The sequence below is a fragment of the Steroidobacter sp. genome (assembly GCF_016790065.1).
Taxonomy (GTDB): domain Bacteria; phylum Pseudomonadota; class Gammaproteobacteria; order Steroidobacterales; family Steroidobacteraceae; genus Steroidobacter.
In genome coordinates, this window is sequence record NZ_JAEUPY010000442.1 from 19,066 (window position 1) to 35,931 (window position 16,866).

The 16,866-nt window shown below is 61.1% G+C and carries 20 protein-coding genes; 12 read left to right on the forward strand and 8 right to left on the reverse strand.

The window, feature by feature from the left end; genetic code table 11:
- Positions 1–117 precede the first annotated feature (117 nt).
- A complete protein-coding gene (locus JNL55_RS18515; RefSeq protein WP_293856900.1) occupies positions 118–453 on the forward strand; it encodes a DUF6763 family protein in 336 nt (111 codons plus the stop codon).
- Between the two features lie 43 nt (positions 454–496).
- On the opposite strand, the gene JNL55_RS18520 is transcribed toward JNL55_RS18515, so the two are convergent.
- Positions 497–1,777 carry an AmpG family muropeptide MFS transporter gene (locus JNL55_RS18520; RefSeq protein WP_293856903.1) on the reverse strand — a complete coding sequence of 427 codons (1,281 nt, stop codon included), beginning with the start codon at positions 1,775–1,777 and terminating at the stop codon, positions 497–499.
- 103 nt (positions 1,778–1,880) lie between these two features.
- Here JNL55_RS18520 and pyrE point away from each other — a divergent pair, with 103 nt between their 5' ends.
- Positions 1,881–2,513 carry an orotate phosphoribosyltransferase gene (gene pyrE, locus JNL55_RS18525; protein WP_293856906.1) on the forward strand — a complete coding sequence of 211 codons (633 nt, stop codon included), beginning with the start codon at positions 1,881–1,883 and terminating at the stop codon, positions 2,511–2,513.
- Between the two features lie 145 nt (positions 2,514–2,658).
- Positions 2,659–3,279: a hypothetical protein gene (locus JNL55_RS18530; protein WP_293856909.1), complete on the forward strand. Its 621-nt coding sequence runs from the start codon at positions 2,659–2,661 to the stop codon at positions 3,277–3,279.
- 7 nt (positions 3,280–3,286) lie between these two features.
- Here JNL55_RS18530 and dut read toward each other — a convergent pair whose 3' ends face one another.
- Both dut and coaBC read right to left on the reverse strand, forming a co-directional pair.
- The gene (gene dut / locus JNL55_RS18535) at positions 3,287–3,772 is read right to left on the reverse strand and encodes a dUTP diphosphatase (RefSeq protein ID WP_293856912.1); all 486 of its coding nucleotides are present in this window, start codon (positions 3,770–3,772) and stop codon (positions 3,287–3,289) included.
- The gene (gene coaBC / locus JNL55_RS18540) at positions 3,762–5,021 is read right to left on the reverse strand and encodes a bifunctional phosphopantothenoylcysteine decarboxylase/phosphopantothenate--cysteine ligase CoaBC (RefSeq protein WP_293856915.1); all 1,260 of its coding nucleotides are present in this window, start codon (positions 5,019–5,021) and stop codon (positions 3,762–3,764) included. The genes dut and coaBC overlap by 11 nt, the downstream gene beginning before the upstream one ends.
- A 223-nt stretch (positions 5,022–5,244) precedes the next feature.
- Between coaBC and radC the strand changes: the two genes are divergently transcribed.
- From radC to rpmG, 3 genes are all read left to right on the forward strand, one after another.
- Positions 5,245–5,919, forward strand: coding sequence for a RadC family protein (radC, locus tag JNL55_RS18545; protein ID WP_293856918.1), 675 nt, complete (start codon positions 5,245–5,247; stop codon positions 5,917–5,919).
- A 136-nt stretch (positions 5,920–6,055) separates the two neighbouring features.
- On the forward strand, positions 6,056–6,292 hold the full coding sequence (gene rpmB / locus JNL55_RS18550) for a 50S ribosomal protein L28 (RefSeq protein WP_293856921.1): 237 nt from the start codon (positions 6,056–6,058) through the stop codon (positions 6,290–6,292).
- A gap of 18 nt (positions 6,293–6,310) precedes the next feature.
- Positions 6,311–6,466 carry a 50S ribosomal protein L33 gene (rpmG, locus tag JNL55_RS18555; protein WP_129641833.1) on the forward strand — a complete coding sequence of 52 codons (156 nt, stop codon included), beginning with the start codon at positions 6,311–6,313 and terminating at the stop codon, positions 6,464–6,466.
- Positions 6,467–6,613: 147 nt separating this feature from the next.
- Here the strand turns inward: rpmG and JNL55_RS18560 are convergent, their stop codons facing one another.
- Complete coding sequence (locus tag JNL55_RS18560) at positions 6,614–7,798, reverse strand: fatty acid desaturase (RefSeq protein WP_293856930.1); 1,185 nt, start codon at positions 7,796–7,798, stop codon at positions 6,614–6,616.
- Positions 7,799–7,989: 191 nt separating this feature from the next.
- Between JNL55_RS18560 and mutM the strand changes: the two genes are divergently transcribed.
- The gene (mutM, locus tag JNL55_RS18565) at positions 7,990–8,805 is read left to right on the forward strand and encodes a bifunctional DNA-formamidopyrimidine glycosylase/DNA-(apurinic or apyrimidinic site) lyase (protein WP_293856933.1); all 816 of its coding nucleotides are present in this window, start codon (positions 7,990–7,992) and stop codon (positions 8,803–8,805) included.
- 76 nt (positions 8,806–8,881) lie between these two features.
- On the opposite strand, the gene coaD is transcribed toward mutM, so the two are convergent.
- Both coaD and rsmD read right to left on the reverse strand, forming a co-directional pair.
- Complete coding sequence (gene coaD, locus JNL55_RS18570; RefSeq protein ID WP_293856936.1) at positions 8,882–9,376, reverse strand: pantetheine-phosphate adenylyltransferase; 495 nt, start codon at positions 9,374–9,376, stop codon at positions 8,882–8,884.
- Complete coding sequence (gene rsmD, locus JNL55_RS18575) at positions 9,373–10,011, reverse strand: 16S rRNA (guanine(966)-N(2))-methyltransferase RsmD (RefSeq protein WP_293856939.1); 639 nt, start codon at positions 10,009–10,011, stop codon at positions 9,373–9,375. Before rsmD ends, coaD begins: the two co-directional genes overlap by 4 nt.
- A gap of 89 nt (positions 10,012–10,100) precedes the next feature.
- On the opposite strand from rsmD, the gene ftsY reads away from it, so the two are divergent.
- The 4 genes from ftsY (at position 10,101) to rpoH (ending at position 13,975) form a co-directional block, all read left to right on the forward strand.
- On the forward strand, positions 10,101–11,081 hold the full coding sequence (ftsY, locus tag JNL55_RS18580; protein WP_293856942.1) for a signal recognition particle-docking protein FtsY: 981 nt from the start codon (positions 10,101–10,103) through the stop codon (positions 11,079–11,081).
- Between the two features lie 9 nt (positions 11,082–11,090).
- Entirely contained in the window at positions 11,091–11,825 is a 735-nt protein-coding gene (gene ftsE, locus JNL55_RS18585) for a cell division ATP-binding protein FtsE (RefSeq protein WP_293856945.1), read from the forward strand.
- Entirely contained in the window at positions 11,822–12,736 is a 915-nt protein-coding gene (ftsX, locus tag JNL55_RS18590; RefSeq protein ID WP_293856948.1) for a permease-like cell division protein FtsX, read from the forward strand. Before ftsE ends, ftsX begins: the two co-directional genes overlap by 4 nt.
- Positions 12,737–13,138: 402 nt before the next feature.
- Positions 13,139–13,975: an RNA polymerase sigma factor RpoH gene (rpoH, locus tag JNL55_RS18595; protein ID WP_415923107.1), complete on the forward strand. Its 837-nt coding sequence runs from the start codon at positions 13,139–13,141 to the stop codon at positions 13,973–13,975.
- Between the two features lie 165 nt (positions 13,976–14,140).
- Here the strand turns inward: rpoH and JNL55_RS18600 are convergent, their stop codons facing one another.
- Together JNL55_RS18600 and JNL55_RS18605 are read right to left on the reverse strand one after the other, a co-directional pair.
- Positions 14,141–14,809 carry an OmpA family protein gene (locus tag JNL55_RS18600; RefSeq protein WP_293856954.1) on the reverse strand — a complete coding sequence of 223 codons (669 nt, stop codon included), beginning with the start codon at positions 14,807–14,809 and terminating at the stop codon, positions 14,141–14,143.
- A gap of 61 nt (positions 14,810–14,870) precedes the next feature.
- On the reverse strand, positions 14,871–15,338 hold the full coding sequence (locus JNL55_RS18605; protein WP_293856957.1) for a DUF962 domain-containing protein: 468 nt from the start codon (positions 15,336–15,338) through the stop codon (positions 14,871–14,873).
- A 161-nt stretch (positions 15,339–15,499) separates the two neighbouring features.
- On the opposite strand from JNL55_RS18605, the gene JNL55_RS18610 reads away from it, so the two are divergent.
- The gene (locus JNL55_RS18610) at positions 15,500–16,696 is read left to right on the forward strand and encodes an acyl-CoA dehydrogenase family protein (RefSeq protein ID WP_293856960.1); all 1,197 of its coding nucleotides are present in this window, start codon (positions 15,500–15,502) and stop codon (positions 16,694–16,696) included.
- Positions 16,697–16,866 lie beyond the last annotated feature (170 nt).

The following is a 16,866-nucleotide window of genomic DNA, read 5'->3' on the forward strand; positions in this document are numbered from 1 at the left end:
CCGGCGCGCAACTTGATGCCTTGCAGAAAAAATCCCTCTTGAATCCAGCGCGGCGCAGGACTAAAACAAATGCTGTCCGCAAGGACCGTTGCCGCTTTCCCCGTTGGAGGATGGTCAATGACTTCGCCGAGTCCGGTCGTGGGTGATTGGTATCGCCGCATCAACGGCGCACTGTTCGAAGTGGTCGCGGTGGATCGCGATGACGACACCGTCGAAATCCAACACTTCGACGGCACGCTGGAAGAGTTCGATCTGGAATCCTGGAACGAACAGGACTTCGAAGAAGCACAGGCCCCGGAGGACTGGACCGGCTCAGTGGATGTCGAGCCGGAGGACTACGAGTCGGAGCGCGAAATCACCGCCACCAGCAGTGCCTGGACCGATCCCTTGATGAGCTTGGATCGGTCCGAAGCCTCGGGTTATTCCGAGTGGCCGGCGCCGCGGGACCTCTGAAGCAATCGTCCTTAACTCAAGTTATAACTTACGCCCGCGGCCGTCATGGCCGCGGCTGATCGAGCTGCTTGATCTGGTTTCGCATCAGCCACACCAGCAACAAGCCTGGCAGCGCGAGCAATACGCTGACCACATAGTACGTGTCCCAGCCGGCCTTATCGGCCAACCAGCCCGCGGGGCCGCCGAGCACATAGCGTGGCGTCAAAGCAAACGCCGACAGCAATGCGTATTGGAAGGCGCTGTAGCGTACGTCACACAAAGCCATGATGAGTGCCACCGCCGCGATGTTGCCCATCGCGCCGGCGATATTGTCGATGCTCACCGCCATCACCATCAGCGGGTAGTTTTTGCCCGTCAGGGCCAATGCGTAGTAAAGAAAATTCGACGCGGCCTGGAGCACACCGAAAATCAGCATCGATTTCAGCAATCCCAAGCGCACCATCGCTACGCCGCCAAGGATGGCACCGACGATGGCGCTCGCTGTGAACAGCGCCTTCAATACCAGCGCGATCTCGGTCTTGGTGAAGCCCACGTCCATCATGAACGGCGTGAACAAACGTAGCGCGAACGCATCGCCGACCTTGAACAGGATCACCAGGGCGATGAATGCGATGGCACTGGGAGTGCCCAGCAGCTCTCGCAACGGCACAACCAACGACTCGCGCAAGCTACGCGGCGGCTGATGCTCATAGTGTGGCTCGGGAGCCAACAGCGTCGCGACACAGAACGCTGCCATGACCGCGCCCAGAATCAGGAACGCCGGCTTCCAACCGAAAAAATCCGCCACGATCAGCGCGAACGCCGAGGCCACCCAGGCCGAGGTTCGATAACCGAGATTGGTGGCCGCTGCCGCCAGCCCGCGCTCATGCGGCTGCGAAACGTCGGTGCGATAGGCATCGATGGCGATGTCCTGGGTCGCCGAGAAGAACACGATGACGACGGCGCAAATGGCGATGGGCGCAAGTGACACGGAGGGGTTCTGCAAGGCGAACACCCCGATGGCCACCGCCAGCGCCAACTGCGTAAGCATGATCCAGCCACGGCGTCGGCCCAACAACGGCAACGGATAGCGATCGACCACCGGCGCCCACAGGAATTTGAACAGGTAAGGCAACGCCACGTAGGACAGCACACCGATGGTGGTGTTGGTCGCGCCGCTGTCCTTCAACCAGGCCTGTAACGCACTTTCGGTGATCTGATTCGGAAAACCCGAAGCGGCACCGAGCGCCATGATGGCGATCATCTTCGGACTGGCCAGAATGTCGCGCCAACGCGGCTTGTCCGCCGGAGCCGCCTGTGTCGTGTTCGCTGCCGCTGTACTCATGGCGGCGGATTATAGAAGACGTATCGAAGACGGGCCGAATCCATATCGGAAGGTGCGTGCAAATCGACTACCATCGCCGCGGGTCTTCACACAGCGTCATTACATGCGTTCCTTCATCGATCTGTGTTTGCAGCTGGGCGTACTGCGTTTTGGCGAGTTCAAGCTCAAGTCCGGCCGGCTCAGTCCGTATTTTTTCAATTCCGGTTTGTTCAATTCGGGCCGGGCGCTGGCCGAACTGGGCCGGGCCTATGCGCAAACCATTCAAAGCGCCAACCTCGAATTCGATGTGCTGTTCGGCCCCGCTTATAAGGGCATTCCGCTGGTGGCCAGCACGGCAGTGGCACTGGCCGACCAGCATGGCCGCGACGTGCCCTGGGCATTCAATCGCAAAGAAGCCAAGACCCACGGTGAAGGCGGCAATATCGTCGGCGCGCCATTGCGCGGCCGGGTGCTGATCGTCGATGACGTGATTACGGCGGGAACTGCGATCCGCGAGGCCATCGACATCATTCGCGGGGCCGGTGCGGAACCCGTTGGAGTCATCCTGGCGCTGGATCGCCAGGAGCGCGGCCAAGGCCAATTGTCGGCGGTTCAGGAAGTGGAACAGACATTGCAGCTACCCGTTACCAGCATCGTGCAGCTGGGCGATCTGATCGAGTACTTGCGGCAGGCCAAAGATGCGGCACAACTGGCGGCAATCGAGCGTTATCGCGATCAATACGGCGTGGTCGGCTGAGTCGTCAGGTCGCTTTCGGCCAGCGCACAGCGCCGCTCGGATGTGACCAAAACTGTCGAGAGTTGACCCAACTGCGCCCTACGGCACAATAACCACTGGTTCAGGGGAAAATTACACACCGATGCGTGGGATCCGCACACTGACGATGCTTGCTGCGACACTCGCATCGGGAGCAGGGTTCGCCGCGCAGCAGACCGACAACAGCCGCGAGGCCTACTACCGTTGCAAGGACAGTAAGGGTCAACAACTGTACGGCGACAGCATGCCGTTCGGCTGCAACGGCCAGGACACCGAAGTGCTGAACGCCAACGGCATGATCCTGCGAGTCATCGAAGGCGATAAATCGCGCGCCGCTCGCATCTCGCGAGAGGTCCTCGAAAACAAAGAGCGTCGACTGAAGCAGGAACGCGAACAGCGCGACCGCATGCTGTTGGAAACCTACTTGGGCGTGGAAGACATCGAGCGACTGCGCGATCAGCGTCTCGAAATGCTGGTGGCGCAGAACCGCGTGACCGAGCAAACCATCGCCAACATGCTGGAGCGCCAAAGCCGACTGGAAGGCCAGGTAGCGCGCTTCAAGCCTTACAGCGAAAAGCCGGGCGCCGGCCCGGTGCCGGACCATCTGGCCGAAGAGATGGTCAACACTGTGAACAGTCTGCGCGTCTACCAGGAAGCGCTGAACAAGAACCGCGCCGAGCAGGCCGATGTGAAGTCGAGCTTCAGCGCCGACATCAAGCGCTTCAAAGAACTGAAAGGGATTCGCTAGGCGGCTGTCAGCCTCGGCCCGAGCTGCCGAAGCCGCCGGCACCGCGCTCGGTCGCGGCGAACTCATTCACCACGTCGAACTCGACCTGTACCACCGGCACCACCACCAGTTGCGCGATCCGTTCGCCGGGTTGAATGGTGAAAGTGCTCTGGCCGCGATTCCAACACGACACGAAGATCTGGCCCTGGTAGTCCGAATCGATCAGCCCGACCAGATTGCCCAACACGATGCCGTGCTTGTGACCCAGCCCCGAACGCGGCAACACGATTGCGGCGTAATTGGGATCCTGTAAATAAATCGCGATGCCCGACGGAATCAGCTGGGTATCGCCGGGCTTCAATTCCAGCGGCGCATCGATGAGGGCGCGCAGGTCGACTCCCGCCGAACCCTCCGTCGCGTATTGAGGCAAGGGATAGTCGGTGCCGATGCGAGCATCGAGCACACGAATCTGCAGGCGCCGGCGCGTGCCGGCGGAGGTTCCATCAGCGGGCATGAGCGGCGGATATCGGCGTGGGATTGGAAGTTTGTGTTTCGTTTTGCTGAGTGCCGCGCGCGCGATAGCGCTGCGCGATCAACTCGACCAACTGCCGCGCCAGTGCGCTCTTGCTGGTCATGGTCAGCTCCTGTTTACCGCCTTGCCAGTAAACCGTGAGCGCATTGTCGTCCTTGTCGAACGCCAGACCGTCGCCGACCTGGTTGGCGGCAATCATGTCCAGATTCTTGTTGGTGAGCTTGCTGAGCGCGTTACGTTCGACGTGCTCGGTCTCGGCGGCGAACCCGACCAGGAACGGACGCGTGTCACCGCGAGAAACAGTGGCGAGCACATCGGGCGCTCGAGCCAACGCCAGATTCAATGTGTCGCTGGTCTTTTTGATCTTTTCGCAGGCGATCTCTCGACAGCGATAGTCCGAAACTGCGGCCGCCGCAATGAAGATATCGGCACCGACCACGCTGCTCTGAACCGCGCTCAACATTTGTTCGGCGCTTTCCACATCGACGCGATCGACCCCTCGCGGCGTCGGAATCTGCACCGGACCGCTGACCAACACCACATCAGCACCGGCTTCGCGAGCGGCTTCAGCGACTGCGTAACCCATCTTGCCGGAGCTGCGATTACTGATGAAGCGCACCGGATCGATCTTTTCGCGCGTCGGGCCGGCGGTGACCACGACCTTCAATCCTTGCAACGGACCGGCGCCGCCGCGCACGGTGAAAACTTCAGCAGCGATCTGCGTCGGCTCGAGCATGCGCCCCACACCGACTTCGCCGCACGCTTGCTCGCCGCTTGCCGGACCGAGCACTCGCACGCCGCGCTCTTTCAAAATACGAACGTTGGCTTGCGTGGCCGGGTTGGCCCACATCTGACGATTCATCGCCGGCGCCACCGTGATCGGCGCAGTGGTCGCCAGACACAAGGTCGTCAACAAGTCTTCGGCAAAGCCATGAGTGAGTTTGGCCAGGAAATCGGCGGTGGCCGGCGCAATCACGATTTCATCGGCCCAACGCGCCAACTCGATATGGCCCATGGCCGCTTCGCTGCTCTCGTCCCACAAGTCGTCGCGCACCGGTCGGCCCGACACGGCCTGAAACGTCAGCGCAGTGACGAATTGCTGAGCGCCGCGCGACATCACCACCTGGACCTCGGCGCCCTGTTCCGTAAAACGGCGCACTAGATCCGGGCTTTTGTAGGCCGCGATGCCGCCCGTGACACCCAGAAGAATTTTGCGAGGCTGCGAGCTCATGGACCTGATTATGGGGCGCACCCGGGGGCCCGGCAAACCTCGCGGGCGCATACCGGCATTCCGCGGAGGAATGGCAGTGCAGCGATCCGCCTAGCGCAACTTGATGACTCAAAGGGGTGTATTTCGTGGCAGTTATCGGCCATTTGCACGCAAAGCCGGCCCCTTGCCGACGCCACGCTAGGGCCCTCGGCGGTGTTCGGGCGATGCTGACAGGAGTCAAGAAATGGCGATCCGCGACTGGCCGGAGGGCGATCGGCCTCGGGAAAAATTGCTCAAGGCCGGGGCCGGTTCGCTAAGTGAGGCCGAGTTGCTGGCCATTCTGCTCGGCGCCGGCATTCGCGGCCGGAGTGCATTGGACCTGGCCCGAGACGTATTGGCCGAGTTCGGCTCGCTGCGCGCCTTTCTGACTGCGGACCGGACGCGCGTTTGTAAGACCCGTGGTTTCGGCAAGGCCCGGTACTCGATCCTGCAAGCCGCGCTGGAACTGACCCGTCGCCATTATCAGGAGCTGATGTCGGTGGGCTCGGTCCTGCAAAATCCGCGCGCCACGCGCGAATTCGTGCAAATCCGGCTCCGGGATCTGACTTACGAGGTGTTTTGCTGCCTGTGGCTGGACAGCCGTTATCGAGTGCTGGGGTTCGAGGAGGTGTTCCGCGGCACCATCGACGAGGCCATCGTGCATCCTCGTGAAGTGGTGAAACTGGCGTTGTCCCGGAACGCGTCGGCGCTGATCCTGGTCCACAATCACCCGTCGGGAATCGCCGAACCCAGCCCCCAGGACCGCCAGATCACGGTGCGGCTCAAAGACGCGCTGGCGCTGGTGGACATCCGCGTCCTGGACCATTTGGTGGTCGGCGACGGGGTGTGTGAGTCATTTGCGGAGCGAGGTCTGCTGTAGGAAAGCGGCTTTCGAGCATTTTCGCGCTCTCGATGGCTTCCCTAAGGCTGCGCCGGCTGGTATAAAGCGCGACTCGTTTTTGGGCCCTCGGTCCGCCTGTTTGGCGCTCGGCCGGCCTTAGATTAGGAAATCCGCCATGTCCAGAGTCTGTCAGGTCACCGGCAAAGGTCCGATGACTGGTAACACCGTTTCGCACGCCAACAACCGGCGTCGTCGCCGCTTCCTGCCCAACCTGCACGTGCAGCGTTTCTGGGTGGAGAGCGAGCGCAAGTTCGTCAGCCTGCGCGTTTCGACCCGCGGCCTGCGCACCATCGAAAAGAAAGGCATCGAGACTGTCGTTGCCGAACTGCGCGCCAAGGGCGTCGCGGTTTAACTGGATAGGAGCTAAGCCATGCGCGAAAAGATCAAGCTCGTATCTACGGCCGGCACCGGCCACTACTACACCACCACCAAGAACAAGCGCCTGCATCCGGATAAGATGGAAGTGCGCAAGTTCGACCCGAAGGCCCGCAAGCACGTGGCCTACAAGGAAGCCAAGATCAAGTAAGCATGCTTGCCCGCTGGCGGCGGGCCGCTTTGCTGAAGGTTTGTCAAAGGCCCACCTCCGGTGGGCCTTTTGCTTTTGAGCCCCAAATAAAAAGCCCGCCTTACGGCGGGCTCTTGCTTGACGACTTGGGCTGGCGATGCAGCCAGGTCAAGCCGGCTGCGGCTGCATGGCGTAGCTGCGCAGGGTGTTGGCGAAGTCCTGCAGCACTTTGATGCGGCTGGCTTCAGCTTGCGCGATCAGGTCGTGCAGGTGCTGGATCAGCTTGTCGTTGCTCATGTGCGCGCCGCTCCACATCACCGCCAGGCGTTCGCGGAATTCGTGGACGGTCTTGAGCGTTTGATTGGCCGCAAGCACCTCGCTCAAGCGCGACTTCGCATTCACATCCAGCAACGCCGGTTCGCGAACCAGCAGCTTGCGCACGCGACGGCTCAACGCACCGCCGGCCAACTGCAGCTCTTCTTTGAACACCGGCAACGTCACGTGGCGAGTGTAATCACGCAGCACATGCATGCGATTCACAATCACGGCACGCACATTCTCCAGATCGATCTGCACGCGCGGCGCGACCTTCGCCGGCTCCGGCGCAGTCCGTAACACGCGAGCCAACCCCAGCGCTTTGAAGATGCGGATGTAGAACCAACCGATATCGACCTCCCAGCGCTGCACCGAGAACTTGGCCGAGCTGGGGAAGGCATGGTGATTGTTGTGCAGTTCCTCGCCGGCCAGCAGCAAGCCCCAGGGCACGACGTTGCGAGCCGCATCGGCGCATTCGAAATTGCGATAACCGTAGTAATGGCCGATGCCGTTGACCACGCCGGCCGCCAGCAGCGGATTGGCCATCAGCTGCGCCGACATGATGATGATGCCGGGAATGCCGAACAGCACCAGGTCCACCACGATCAGCAACACGATGCCCATGTTGCGATACTTCATGTAGACGTTGCGTTCCATCCAGTCATCGGGCGTGCCGCGACCGAACTTCTCCGTCACTTCCGGATCGCGGGCCGCGGCCTGATACAGCTCGGCGCCTTCCAACAACACCTTCTTCAAACCGACGATCACCGGGCTGTGCGGGTCTTCGGCAGTCTCGCAACGAGCGTGGTGTTTACGATGCACGGCCACCCATTCTTTGGTGACGATGCCCGAGGTCATCCACAGCCAGAAGCGGAAGAAGTGGCGTAGCGCCGGGTGCAGATCCAGGCTGCGATGCGTGGCATCCCGGTGCAGATACAAGGTCACGCCCATGAACGTGATCTGGATGAACACGAAGGTCACCAGCACATAACCCCAGAAACTGAGGTTGAAGACGCCGTATAGAAAATCTAGGTTCACGGGTGCCCCTGCAAAGGCCGCAAAGCTTATAGGATAAGGAAAAATGCTGGCCGGCCGACTATAACGGAGCCTGAAAGCCCCCACAAATGAGCCGTTCCCTTAAGCGGTGCGTGCCCGGCGTTGCTTACTGTGATGGTAAATCGCCGGCTTTCAATGACCTGAACTGCATTGGGGCTGCAATCTGAGCTGTCATGCCTGAACTTCCTGAAGTAGAAACCACCCGTCGCGGCATCGAGTCCTCGGTCGTCGGACACGGCATCGCTAAAGTCATCGTGCGCGAACCGCGGCTCCGCTGGCGCGTGCCCAAGCAATTGCCTGAACTTGCGGCCGGCCAGCGGGTGGTTCAGCTGCGACGGCGGGCCAAGTATCTGGTGTTCGACTTGGAACGCGGCAGCATGATCCTGCACCTCGGCATGTCGGGCAGCCTGCGCGTGCTGCCCAGCGCGACACCGCCGTCCATGCACGACCACGTCGATATCGTGATGGATACCGGCCTATGCCTGCGCTTCAACGACCCGAGACGGTTCGGCAGTTTGTTGTGGACCGACGGCGATCCGTTACAACACAAGTTACTCAAGTCGCTGGCACCCGAGCCGCTTTCTGACGAGTTCCATGGCGAGTATCTGGCGCGGGCCGCGAAGGGTCGCAGCGTCGCGATCAAGCAGCTCATCATGAACGGCCAGGTCGTGGTCGGCGTTGGAAACATTTATGCGAGCGAAGCACTGTTCCGCGCCGGCGTGCGCCCGCGCCGGTCTGCGGGTCGACTGAAGCGGCCCGAGTTCGATGCGCTGGTGAAATCCATCAAAGCAGTGCTGAGCGATGCGATTCGCGAGGGCGGCACGACGCTGCGCGATTACATCAACCCGGAGGGCATGCCGGGTTACTTCAGACAGAAGTTATATGTGTACGAGCGCACCAAAGATCCGTGTCGAGTGTGTAAGACACCGATCAAACATTTGGTGCAAGGACAAAGATCGACTTACTTTTGTCCGCAATGCCAGAAGTGACGCTTGCATCGCTGACGGGATGCCGCTGTGGATTTTTCTTTTTTCTCGGGCCGGAGCCGAGACTGAGGCAAGCGCGCTAGTCCTGTGCGCGTCGCTTCGCCCAGGCTCGTTGTAAAGCGGCTTCCACTTTGGGATGCACGAACTGCGCGACGTTGCCGCCGAGGCTGGCGATTTCACGCACCAAGGTCGAGGAAATAAAATTGAACTGTTCGGTGGGCGTCAAGAACACGTAATCCACCTTATCCGACAGATGTCGGCTCATGGTGGCGAGCTGAAATTCGAATTCGAAATCCGACACCGCTCGCAACCCGCGCACCACCACGTTCAGTCCGTGTTGCCGAGCGAACTCGACCGTGAGGCCCGAGTAACCGGTGATCTCGACGTTGGGAATGCCCAGCAATACTTCGCGCGCCAGCTCGACGCGTTCTTCCAGCGTGAACAGCGGCGCCTTGCCCGGATTGGCTGCCACCGCCACCACCACTCGATCGAAAATGCCGGCGGCTCGACGCACCAGGTCGTAGTGGCCGTTGGTGATCGGATCGAAGGTGCCGGGATACATGGCGCCGGTCATGGCAAAACCTCTTCAGCGGAATGAGCAGTCGTTGCGCGCAACAGATGATAGCCGACCTGACCGGCTTGCTTGGAACGATGCACGGTCCAGCCGACTGACAGCGGTGGCAGCGGGATATCCGCCGGGCACTCGACATAAATATGCGCGTTCGGCGCCAGCCAACCGCGCGCCAGGCTGGCGAACACGCTTGCCAACAACGTCGACGCGAACGGCGGATCCAGGAACACCACATCGAACGGCTGGGCCGGTCGCTCCAGGAAACGGACCGCGTCTTCGATTTTGACGGTAGCGCCGGTGGCGCCGAGTCGCTCCAAGGTCTGGGTCAGATGGCGGCCGACTTGCGGCTCGCGGTCTACGAATGTGACCGCCGACGCGCCACGCGACAGCGCCTCGATCCCCAGAGCGCCGCTGCCGGTGAACAAGTCCAAGCAGCGAGCGCCGACGATGTGCGGCTGTAACCAGTTGAACAATGTCTCGCGCACCCGATCGGGCGACGGCCGGATCGCATCGATGGCGGGAAAGTCGATCTGCCGGCCGCGCCAGCGTCCACCCACGATCCGCAGGCGGTTCGGCGCGGTGCCGTTCCGGGCGGGGGATTTGCCGACGGGGCGGCGATTGCTGGGGGCTCTGGCCATGCGCGCGGCGGATGATACCGCCGGTGAGCGCCGTCGTTGCTGTTAGAATTGCGCGCCCCATCGCGAGACCCCAGCTCCCAAGCGCACGAATGTTCGGTTTCAAGAACAAGCCACCCGCCGCTCCCCCGCCCGCCGCCGCCGAGGCTCCGCAGGCCGGCATGTTCCAGCGCCTGCGCGCCAAGTTGAACAAGGGCGACTCGTGGCTCACCTACGACCTCGCCAACCTGATTCCCGGCGGCAAGATCGACGAGCACGTGCTCGACGAGCTGGAGATGCGCCTGATCACCGCCGACGTGGGCGTGGACACCACGGAAAGAATTCTGGCGGCGCTGCGTAAGAAAGTGGCGCGCAACGAGCTGGCCGATCTGAATGCATTGCTCGAAGCATTGCGCGAACAGCTCATGGAGATCGTCCGGCCGGTGGCCGGACAGATGGTCATCGACAGCAAGCACATTCCGTTCGTGGTGCTGGTGGTCGGCGTCAACGGCGCCGGCAAGACCACCACCATCGGCAAGCTCGCGCGCATCATCAAAGCAGCCGACATGAAAGTGATGCTGGCCGCCGGCGACACCTTTCGCGCCGCTGCCGTGGAGCAGTTGCAGGTTTGGGGTCAACGCAACGACGTACCTGTGGTCGCACAAGCCACCGGCGCCGATCCTGCCGCCGTTGCTTTCGACGCCTTGCAGTCCGCGCAGGCGCGCAAGTTTGACGTGCTGATCGCCGACACCGCCGGCCGCTTGCACACGCAGTCGAATTTGATGGACGAGTTGAAAAAAGTGAAGCGCGTGATCGGCCGTCTCGACGCCACCGCACCTCACGAAGTGTTGTTGGTGCTGGACGCCAGCCAAGGCCAGAATGCCCTTCAACAAGCCAAGCTGTTCAATGAAGCGATGGGCGTGACCGGCGTGGTGCTCACCAAGCTGGACGGCACCGCCAAGGGCGGGATCGTGTTCGCCATCGCCAGCGAATTAAAATTACCCATCCGTTATCTGGGCGTCGGCGAAAGCGTCGAAGACTTCGTTGGTTTCGATGCGGCGGCTTTCGTCGATGCGTTGCTCAAGAGGGATTAACGCGACTGCATGATTCGCTTCGATCACGTCTTCAAACGATATCCCAATGGCCGCGAGGCGCTCAGCGATCTCACTCTGGAGATCGTCAGCGGCGAGATCGTGTTTCTTACCGGCCATTCCGGCGCCGGCAAATCGAGCCTGTTGAAACTGATCTCGTTGATCGAGCGGCCGACGCGCGGTCAGGTGATCGTCAACGGCCAGAACGTGAACGGCGTGTCGCGTTCCAAAATACCGGCGTTCCGGCGCCAGATCGGCATGGTGTTTCAAGACCATAAGCTGCTGCACGATCGCACCATCTTCGACAACGTGGCATTGCCGTTGATCATCGCCGGCATCGGCACCAAAGAAATCGGTAAGCGGGTGCGCGCCGCGTTGGATCAAGTCGGCCTGCTCGGCCGCGAACAAAGCGTGCCGCTGGAATTGTCGACAGGCGAACAGCAACGCGTCGGTATCGCGCGTGCCGTCGTCAGCAAGCCGCCAGTGCTGATTGCCGACGAACCCACCGGCAACCTGGATCCGGAGCTGTCGGTGGAAGTGATGAACATTTTCCGCCGCTTCAGCGAAGTCGGCGTCACGGTGCTGGTCGCCAGTCATGATCTGTATTTGCTGGAGCATTTCCCGGTGCGCCGGGTGCGCCTGGAAAGCGGTCGCGTGATGGACGACATTCCCGCCGGTATCAGTGCCGGTGAAAAACTGGTCGACCCGGCCAAACTCATCACCGGTGCGGAAGGAGCGCTGCGATGAGCGCCTGGCTGACGCGACACGCGCAAACTTCCATCGGCTCGCTGGGCCGTCTGTCGCAACATAAGCTCGCGACGCTGCTGACGGTGCTGGTCATCGGTATCGCGCTCGCATTGCCTGCATGTCTGCACTTGCTCATCAGCAACGCGCAGACGGCGACGGGCAATTGGAATCGCGCGGTCGAGTTGACGGTGTTTCTCAAGCGCCCGACTTCGGCTGAAGAAGCGAGTCGAACCGCCGATCGTGTTCGCCAACGACGCGATGTCAGCGAGGTGCAACTGATCACGTCCGCCGACGCGTTGAAAGGCTTCCGTCGCGACTCCGGGTTTGGCGCAGCCATCGACGCGCTCAACGAAAACCCTTTGCCGCACACCTTGGTGATTACGCCGGCCGCTGAATTTTCGACCAGCGCCAATCTCGACAGCCTGGCCGCCGATCTGCGCGCCATGCCGTCGATCGAAGTCGTGCAGCTGGATACCGCCTGGGTAAATCGGCTCAACGCCATCCTCGACACCGTGCGCCGTGGCCTGGTGGTTGCCGCCGCCTTGCTGGCGTTGGGCGTCATGGTCATCGTCGGCAATACCATCCGCCTGGACATCCAGAATCGGCGCGCCGAAATCGAGGTCACCAAACTGGTCGGCGGCAGCGACGCCTTCGTGCGCCGGCCGTTCCTGTACAACGGCATCTGGTACGGCCTGGGCGGTGGCGTCACCGCCTGGATCATCACCCTCGCCGTCATCGGCATCCTGCGCGAACCCATCGGCCGCCTGGCCGGTCTGTATGGCAGCGCCTTCCAGCTGGGCGGCCTGGACCCCAGAGCCACCCTGATCCTGCTGGGCAGCGGCGTGGTGCTGGGCTGGCTGGGGTCTTACCTGGCGGCGTCCCGCCACCTCCGCGCCATCGAACCCACCTAGAAGCCGCCACCGAAACCGACTGGTGCCACCCTAGGTACAGGGATGTACCCGCCGCCATCGGCGGCGAGCGCACGGGAAAAGTCGCGCCTTTTCCCCAAGCGCTCACAGCGCGAGTGGCAGGATGCCCGAGTCGCTGATCCAATTGGCCGCACTCAGTCACGGCATTCGTGACTGACTTTCACGGGCCGGGGCGAGGTGAAAAGACCTCAGGGATATCAATCATTTAGCTAAGCGTAATCCGGTCGGAACCTGGGGCCGCCGCCGGAACTTTCAAGACGACTTAGCACTCCAACATGGCGATTGCTAAACTTCTGCCCACTTGCCTGGAGGGGAATCTTCGACATGACAACTGCGCTTGTTCGTTCAAGCACTGAACTTGCCGGTCAGCCCAGCCCCTACTTGATGTTGGCTGGCCCGGTCGGCAGCCTCGATTCGTACATCGATCGCGTATCGCGCATTCCTGTGTTGACCCGGGAGGAGGAGCTGGACCTGGCTCGCCGCCTGCGCAACGAGGAGGACCTCGATGCCGCTCGTAAACTGGTGCTGTCGCACCTGCGTTTTGTGGTTCACATCGCCCGCGGTTACAGCGGCTATGGGCTGCCCGTCGGCGACCTGATTCAGGAAGGCAATGTCGGCCTGATGAAGGCGGTGAAGCGTTTCGATCCGGATGTCGGTGTGCGTCTGGTGTCCTTCGCGGTGCACTGGATTCGTGCCGAGATCCACGAGTACGTGTTGCGTAACTGGCGGCTGGTGAAGATCGCCACCACCAAGTCGCAGCGCAAGCTGTTCTTCAACCTGCGCAAGTTCAAGAAGAACCTGGGCTGGTTGAACGATGCGGAGACCAAGGCCATTGCCAGCGACCTCGGCGTGACCACTGCCGAAGTCACCGACATGGAACAGCGCTTGAGCTCGCGCGATCTGTCCTTCGATCCGGCTCCGGATGCGGATGAAGAGGATGGTTCGTACTCGCCGTCGGCCTACTTGCAGCACCCGGAAGCCGATCCGTCGGTGGCCGTGGAACGCGAACAGTGGGACGAGGACACTGCGGAACGTTTGTCGCAGGCGTTGGAAACGCTGGACGATCGTAGTCAGCACATTCTGCGCAGCCGTTGGATGCAGGAAGAGAAATCGACCCTGCACGAACTCGCCGATAAGTACGGCGTGTCTGCGGAGCGTATTCGCCAGATCGAGGCGAATGCGATCAAGAAACTGCGCGGCCTGGTGGCCGAGGCCGCATAAACGAAGGGACTGACTTAGGTTTATGGACCCTGTAAACAAAAGGGCCGACTCGTAAGAGCCGGCCCTTTTTCTTACAACGCCGCCACAGATTGCTCCCCTGCGGGGAGCACCGCCTTGTCCGAGCCGGCGAGCAACGTCAAAAAATAACCAACTGCTGCGTTATTCTCAGCCCTTCGTAATCGGCACGATCGTCATTTCCACTCGACGATTCTGCGCGCGACCGGCTTCTGAGTCGTTCGACGCGACCGGGTGTGCTTCACCGGCGCCGACGGTGAGCAACCGCTGGCCACTGATGCCCTGCCCGGTCAAATACGTCGCCACCGACGCAGCGCGACGCTGCGATAGTTGCTGGTTGTATTGATCGCTGCCGGTGCTGTCGGTATGACCGGCCACTTCGATGACGGTCTTGTTGTATTCCTTCAGCACCATCGCCACGCCGCCGAGTGCGTTGTAGAAGCCCGCATTCAAATCCGCACTGTTGGTTGCGAACGTGATGCTGCTCGGCATGTTCAACGTGATGTTGTCGCCGACTCGCGTGACGCTCACGCCGGTGCCTTCGAGCTTCTGCCGCAACTTGGCTTCCTGAACATCCATGTAGTAACCCACGCCGCCGCCGGCGAGAGCGCCCACACCCGCGCCGATCAGCGCGTTCTGCAACTTGTCGCCTTTCGTCAGCAAACCCACGACTGCGCCGGCCGCGGCACCGATGCCCGCACCTTTGGCAGCCTTACTGGTTTGCGACTCGCGTGTGTACGGATTGACCGTGCTGCAGCCTGCGAGCAAGCAGGACACGACGATGCCGACACCGGCGAGTTTGGAAAAACGATGGACCATGGGGTTTCCTCTTGCGCTCAAAAAATCGCGCGTCACTATGCGCCGCCGAGGCGTTGCGAAACTAGTAAGGGATTCGCAGTTTGCGATAGATGAAGCTCAGCAACCATAGCGGACCGATCATCAGAAACTGAATGTCTTTGAAAAACGACGGTCGCCGCCCTTCGTAATGATGGCCGATGAATTGGCCGATCCAGGCCACCGCAAACAACGCCACACAAACGCTCCACAACGGCCACGGCAGATTCTGCAAACCGACGATGGACAGCATCACCACGCCGACGAACACCGCCATGCCCACTGCCAGCGACCATGACATGGCGAGGTAATACAAAACACTCGCGAACAGAAACAGCGAACCCCAGTTCAACAGCGGCGAGATTTCTTGCCAGCGCTGCGGCGTGGGCAGCGACCACAACAGCCCGATCAAACTGATCACGATGATGGGCACGCAAATCCAGTGCAACGTTTTGTTGGTGGGATGGCGGTGACTCTCGCCGTACTCGTCCAACCATTGTTCTACGGTGCGCATCGATGCCCCCTTTGCTCAACTACGCTACGCCGTCCGCCTGCTACCGACAAGAATTGTAGGCTTGGCTGGCGGCTGCGGCCAGGACACCACCGCTAACGAAGTGCGCACCAAGTGACCGCCGGCCGGCTGCGCTATCATGCCGGCCGATCAGGAGAGCCCACATGTCAGCCAGTCCCAAAGCAGCACCGTCCGCGGCCGCCGAACTCGATCCCGTCGATCTGTACAACGTCCGCGCCATGCTCAATGACGAAGAGCGACTGGTGCAGGATTCGGTGGCGAAATTCGTCGACGAGCAAGTCATTCCCATCATCGGCGACTGCTTCGAACACGAACGTTTCCCGCGTGAGCTGGTCACCGGCGTGGCCGAGCTCGGTCTGCTGGGCAGTTCCATTCATGGCTACGGCTGCGCCGGCCTGAATGCAGTGTCCTACGGTTTGATCTGCCAGGAACTGGAGCGCGGCGACTCGGGCTTGCGTAGTTTCGTGTCGGTGCAGTCCAGCCTGTGTATGTATCCGATCTATGCGTTCGGCAGCGAGGAACAGAAACAACGCTGGCTGCCGAGCATGGCCACTGGCGAGACCATCGCCTGCTTCGGTTTGACTGAACCGCACGGCGGTTCGGATCCCGCCAACATGAAGACGCATGCCAAGCGCCAGGGTAAGGACTGGGTGCTGAACGGCGCCAAGATGTGGATCACCAACGCGCCCATCGCCGATGTCGCCATCGTCTGGGCTCGCACCGACGAAGGCATTCGTGGCTTCCTGGTCGAGAAATCCTTTAAAGGCTTCACCACGGCTACCATCAAACACAAGATGAGCTTGCGTGCGTCGCTGACGGGCAGCTTGTTCTTTGACAACGTCGTGGTGCCGGATGAAAACGTGCTGCCTGGCGTGGTTGGTTTGAAAGGCCCGCTGTCGTGTTTGACTCAGGCGCGCTATGGCATCGCTTGGGGCGTCACTGGTGCTGCTCAGGCTTGCTTGAAAGACGTCATCGAATATTCCAAGACTCGGATTTTGTTTGGTAAGTCGCTGGCGTCGACTCAGTCTGTGCAGATTCGTTTAGCTGAGATGGCGCGGAAGATTACTACTTCTCAAATGCTGTCTTTGCAGCTGGGTCGGTTGAAAGATCAAGGCATCATGCAGCCTACTCAAGTTTCTGTTGCCAAGTGGCATAACGCTCGCGCGGCCATCGAAGTCGCTCGCGATGCTCGCGACATTCTTGGTGGGGCGGGAATCAGTGTTGAGTATTCGCCGATTCGGCACGCTTTGAATTTGGAAAGTGTCATCACTTATGAAGGCACGGAGACGGTTCATCAGCTGACGGTGGGCCGGGCTTTGACGGGAATTAGCGCGTTCTAACTTTTGACGTTGAGGGTTGGTCGCCGGCGCTGCGTCGGAGAGACGTCGGTGGGTTGGCGCCGGCGCTGCGTCGGAGAGGATGCGTCGGTGGGTTGGCGCCGCCGGGGGTGGCCTACCTCCTGCCGGCACCGCGCACGGCCGCAGCGCGTTGCGCTGCTTGCCGCACATCC

Coding starts and splice junctions, on each gene's coding strand:
- rpoH (WP_415923107.1), top strand. CDS start 13,139: ATGTTGGCTGGCCCGGTCGGCAGCCTCGATTCGTACATCGATCGCGTA.
- ftsY (WP_293856942.1), top strand. CDS start 10,101: ATGTTCGGTTTCAAGAACAAGCCACCCGCCGCTCCCCCGCCCGCCGCC.
- coaD (WP_293856936.1), bottom strand. CDS start 9,376: ATGACCGGCGCCATGTATCCCGGCACCTTCGATCCGATCACCAACGGC.
- JNL55_RS18610 (WP_293856960.1), top strand. CDS start 15,500: ATGTCAGCCAGTCCCAAAGCAGCACCGTCCGCGGCCGCCGAACTCGAT.
- rpmB (WP_293856921.1), top strand. CDS start 6,056: ATGTCCAGAGTCTGTCAGGTCACCGGCAAAGGTCCGATGACTGGTAAC.
- JNL55_RS18520 (WP_293856903.1), bottom strand. CDS start 1,777: ATGAGTACAGCGGCAGCGAACACGACACAGGCGGCTCCGGCGGACAAG.
- dut (WP_293856912.1), bottom strand. CDS start 3,772: ATGCCCGCTGATGGAACCTCCGCCGGCACGCGCCGGCGCCTGCAGATT.
- ftsE (WP_293856945.1), top strand. CDS start 11,091: ATGATTCGCTTCGATCACGTCTTCAAACGATATCCCAATGGCCGCGAG.
- JNL55_RS18515 (WP_293856900.1), top strand. CDS start 118: ATGACTTCGCCGAGTCCGGTCGTGGGTGATTGGTATCGCCGCATCAAC.
- rpmG (WP_129641833.1), top strand. CDS start 6,311: ATGCGCGAAAAGATCAAGCTCGTATCTACGGCCGGCACCGGCCACTAC.
- JNL55_RS18530 (WP_293856909.1), top strand. CDS start 2,659: ATGCTTGCTGCGACACTCGCATCGGGAGCAGGGTTCGCCGCGCAGCAG.
- coaBC (WP_293856915.1), bottom strand. CDS start 5,021: ATGAGCTCGCAGCCTCGCAAAATTCTTCTGGGTGTCACGGGCGGCATC.
- rsmD (WP_293856939.1), bottom strand. CDS start 10,011: ATGGCCAGAGCCCCCAGCAATCGCCGCCCCGTCGGCAAATCCCCCGCC.
- JNL55_RS18600 (WP_293856954.1), bottom strand. CDS start 14,809: ATGGTCCATCGTTTTTCCAAACTCGCCGGTGTCGGCATCGTCGTGTCC.
- ftsX (WP_293856948.1), top strand. CDS start 11,822: ATGAGCGCCTGGCTGACGCGACACGCGCAAACTTCCATCGGCTCGCTG.
- radC (WP_293856918.1), top strand. CDS start 5,245: ATGGCGATCCGCGACTGGCCGGAGGGCGATCGGCCTCGGGAAAAATTG.
- mutM (WP_293856933.1), top strand. CDS start 7,990: ATGCCTGAACTTCCTGAAGTAGAAACCACCCGTCGCGGCATCGAGTCC.
- pyrE (WP_293856906.1), top strand. CDS start 1,881: ATGCGTTCCTTCATCGATCTGTGTTTGCAGCTGGGCGTACTGCGTTTT.
- JNL55_RS18605 (WP_293856957.1), bottom strand. CDS start 15,338: ATGCGCACCGTAGAACAATGGTTGGACGAGTACGGCGAGAGTCACCGC.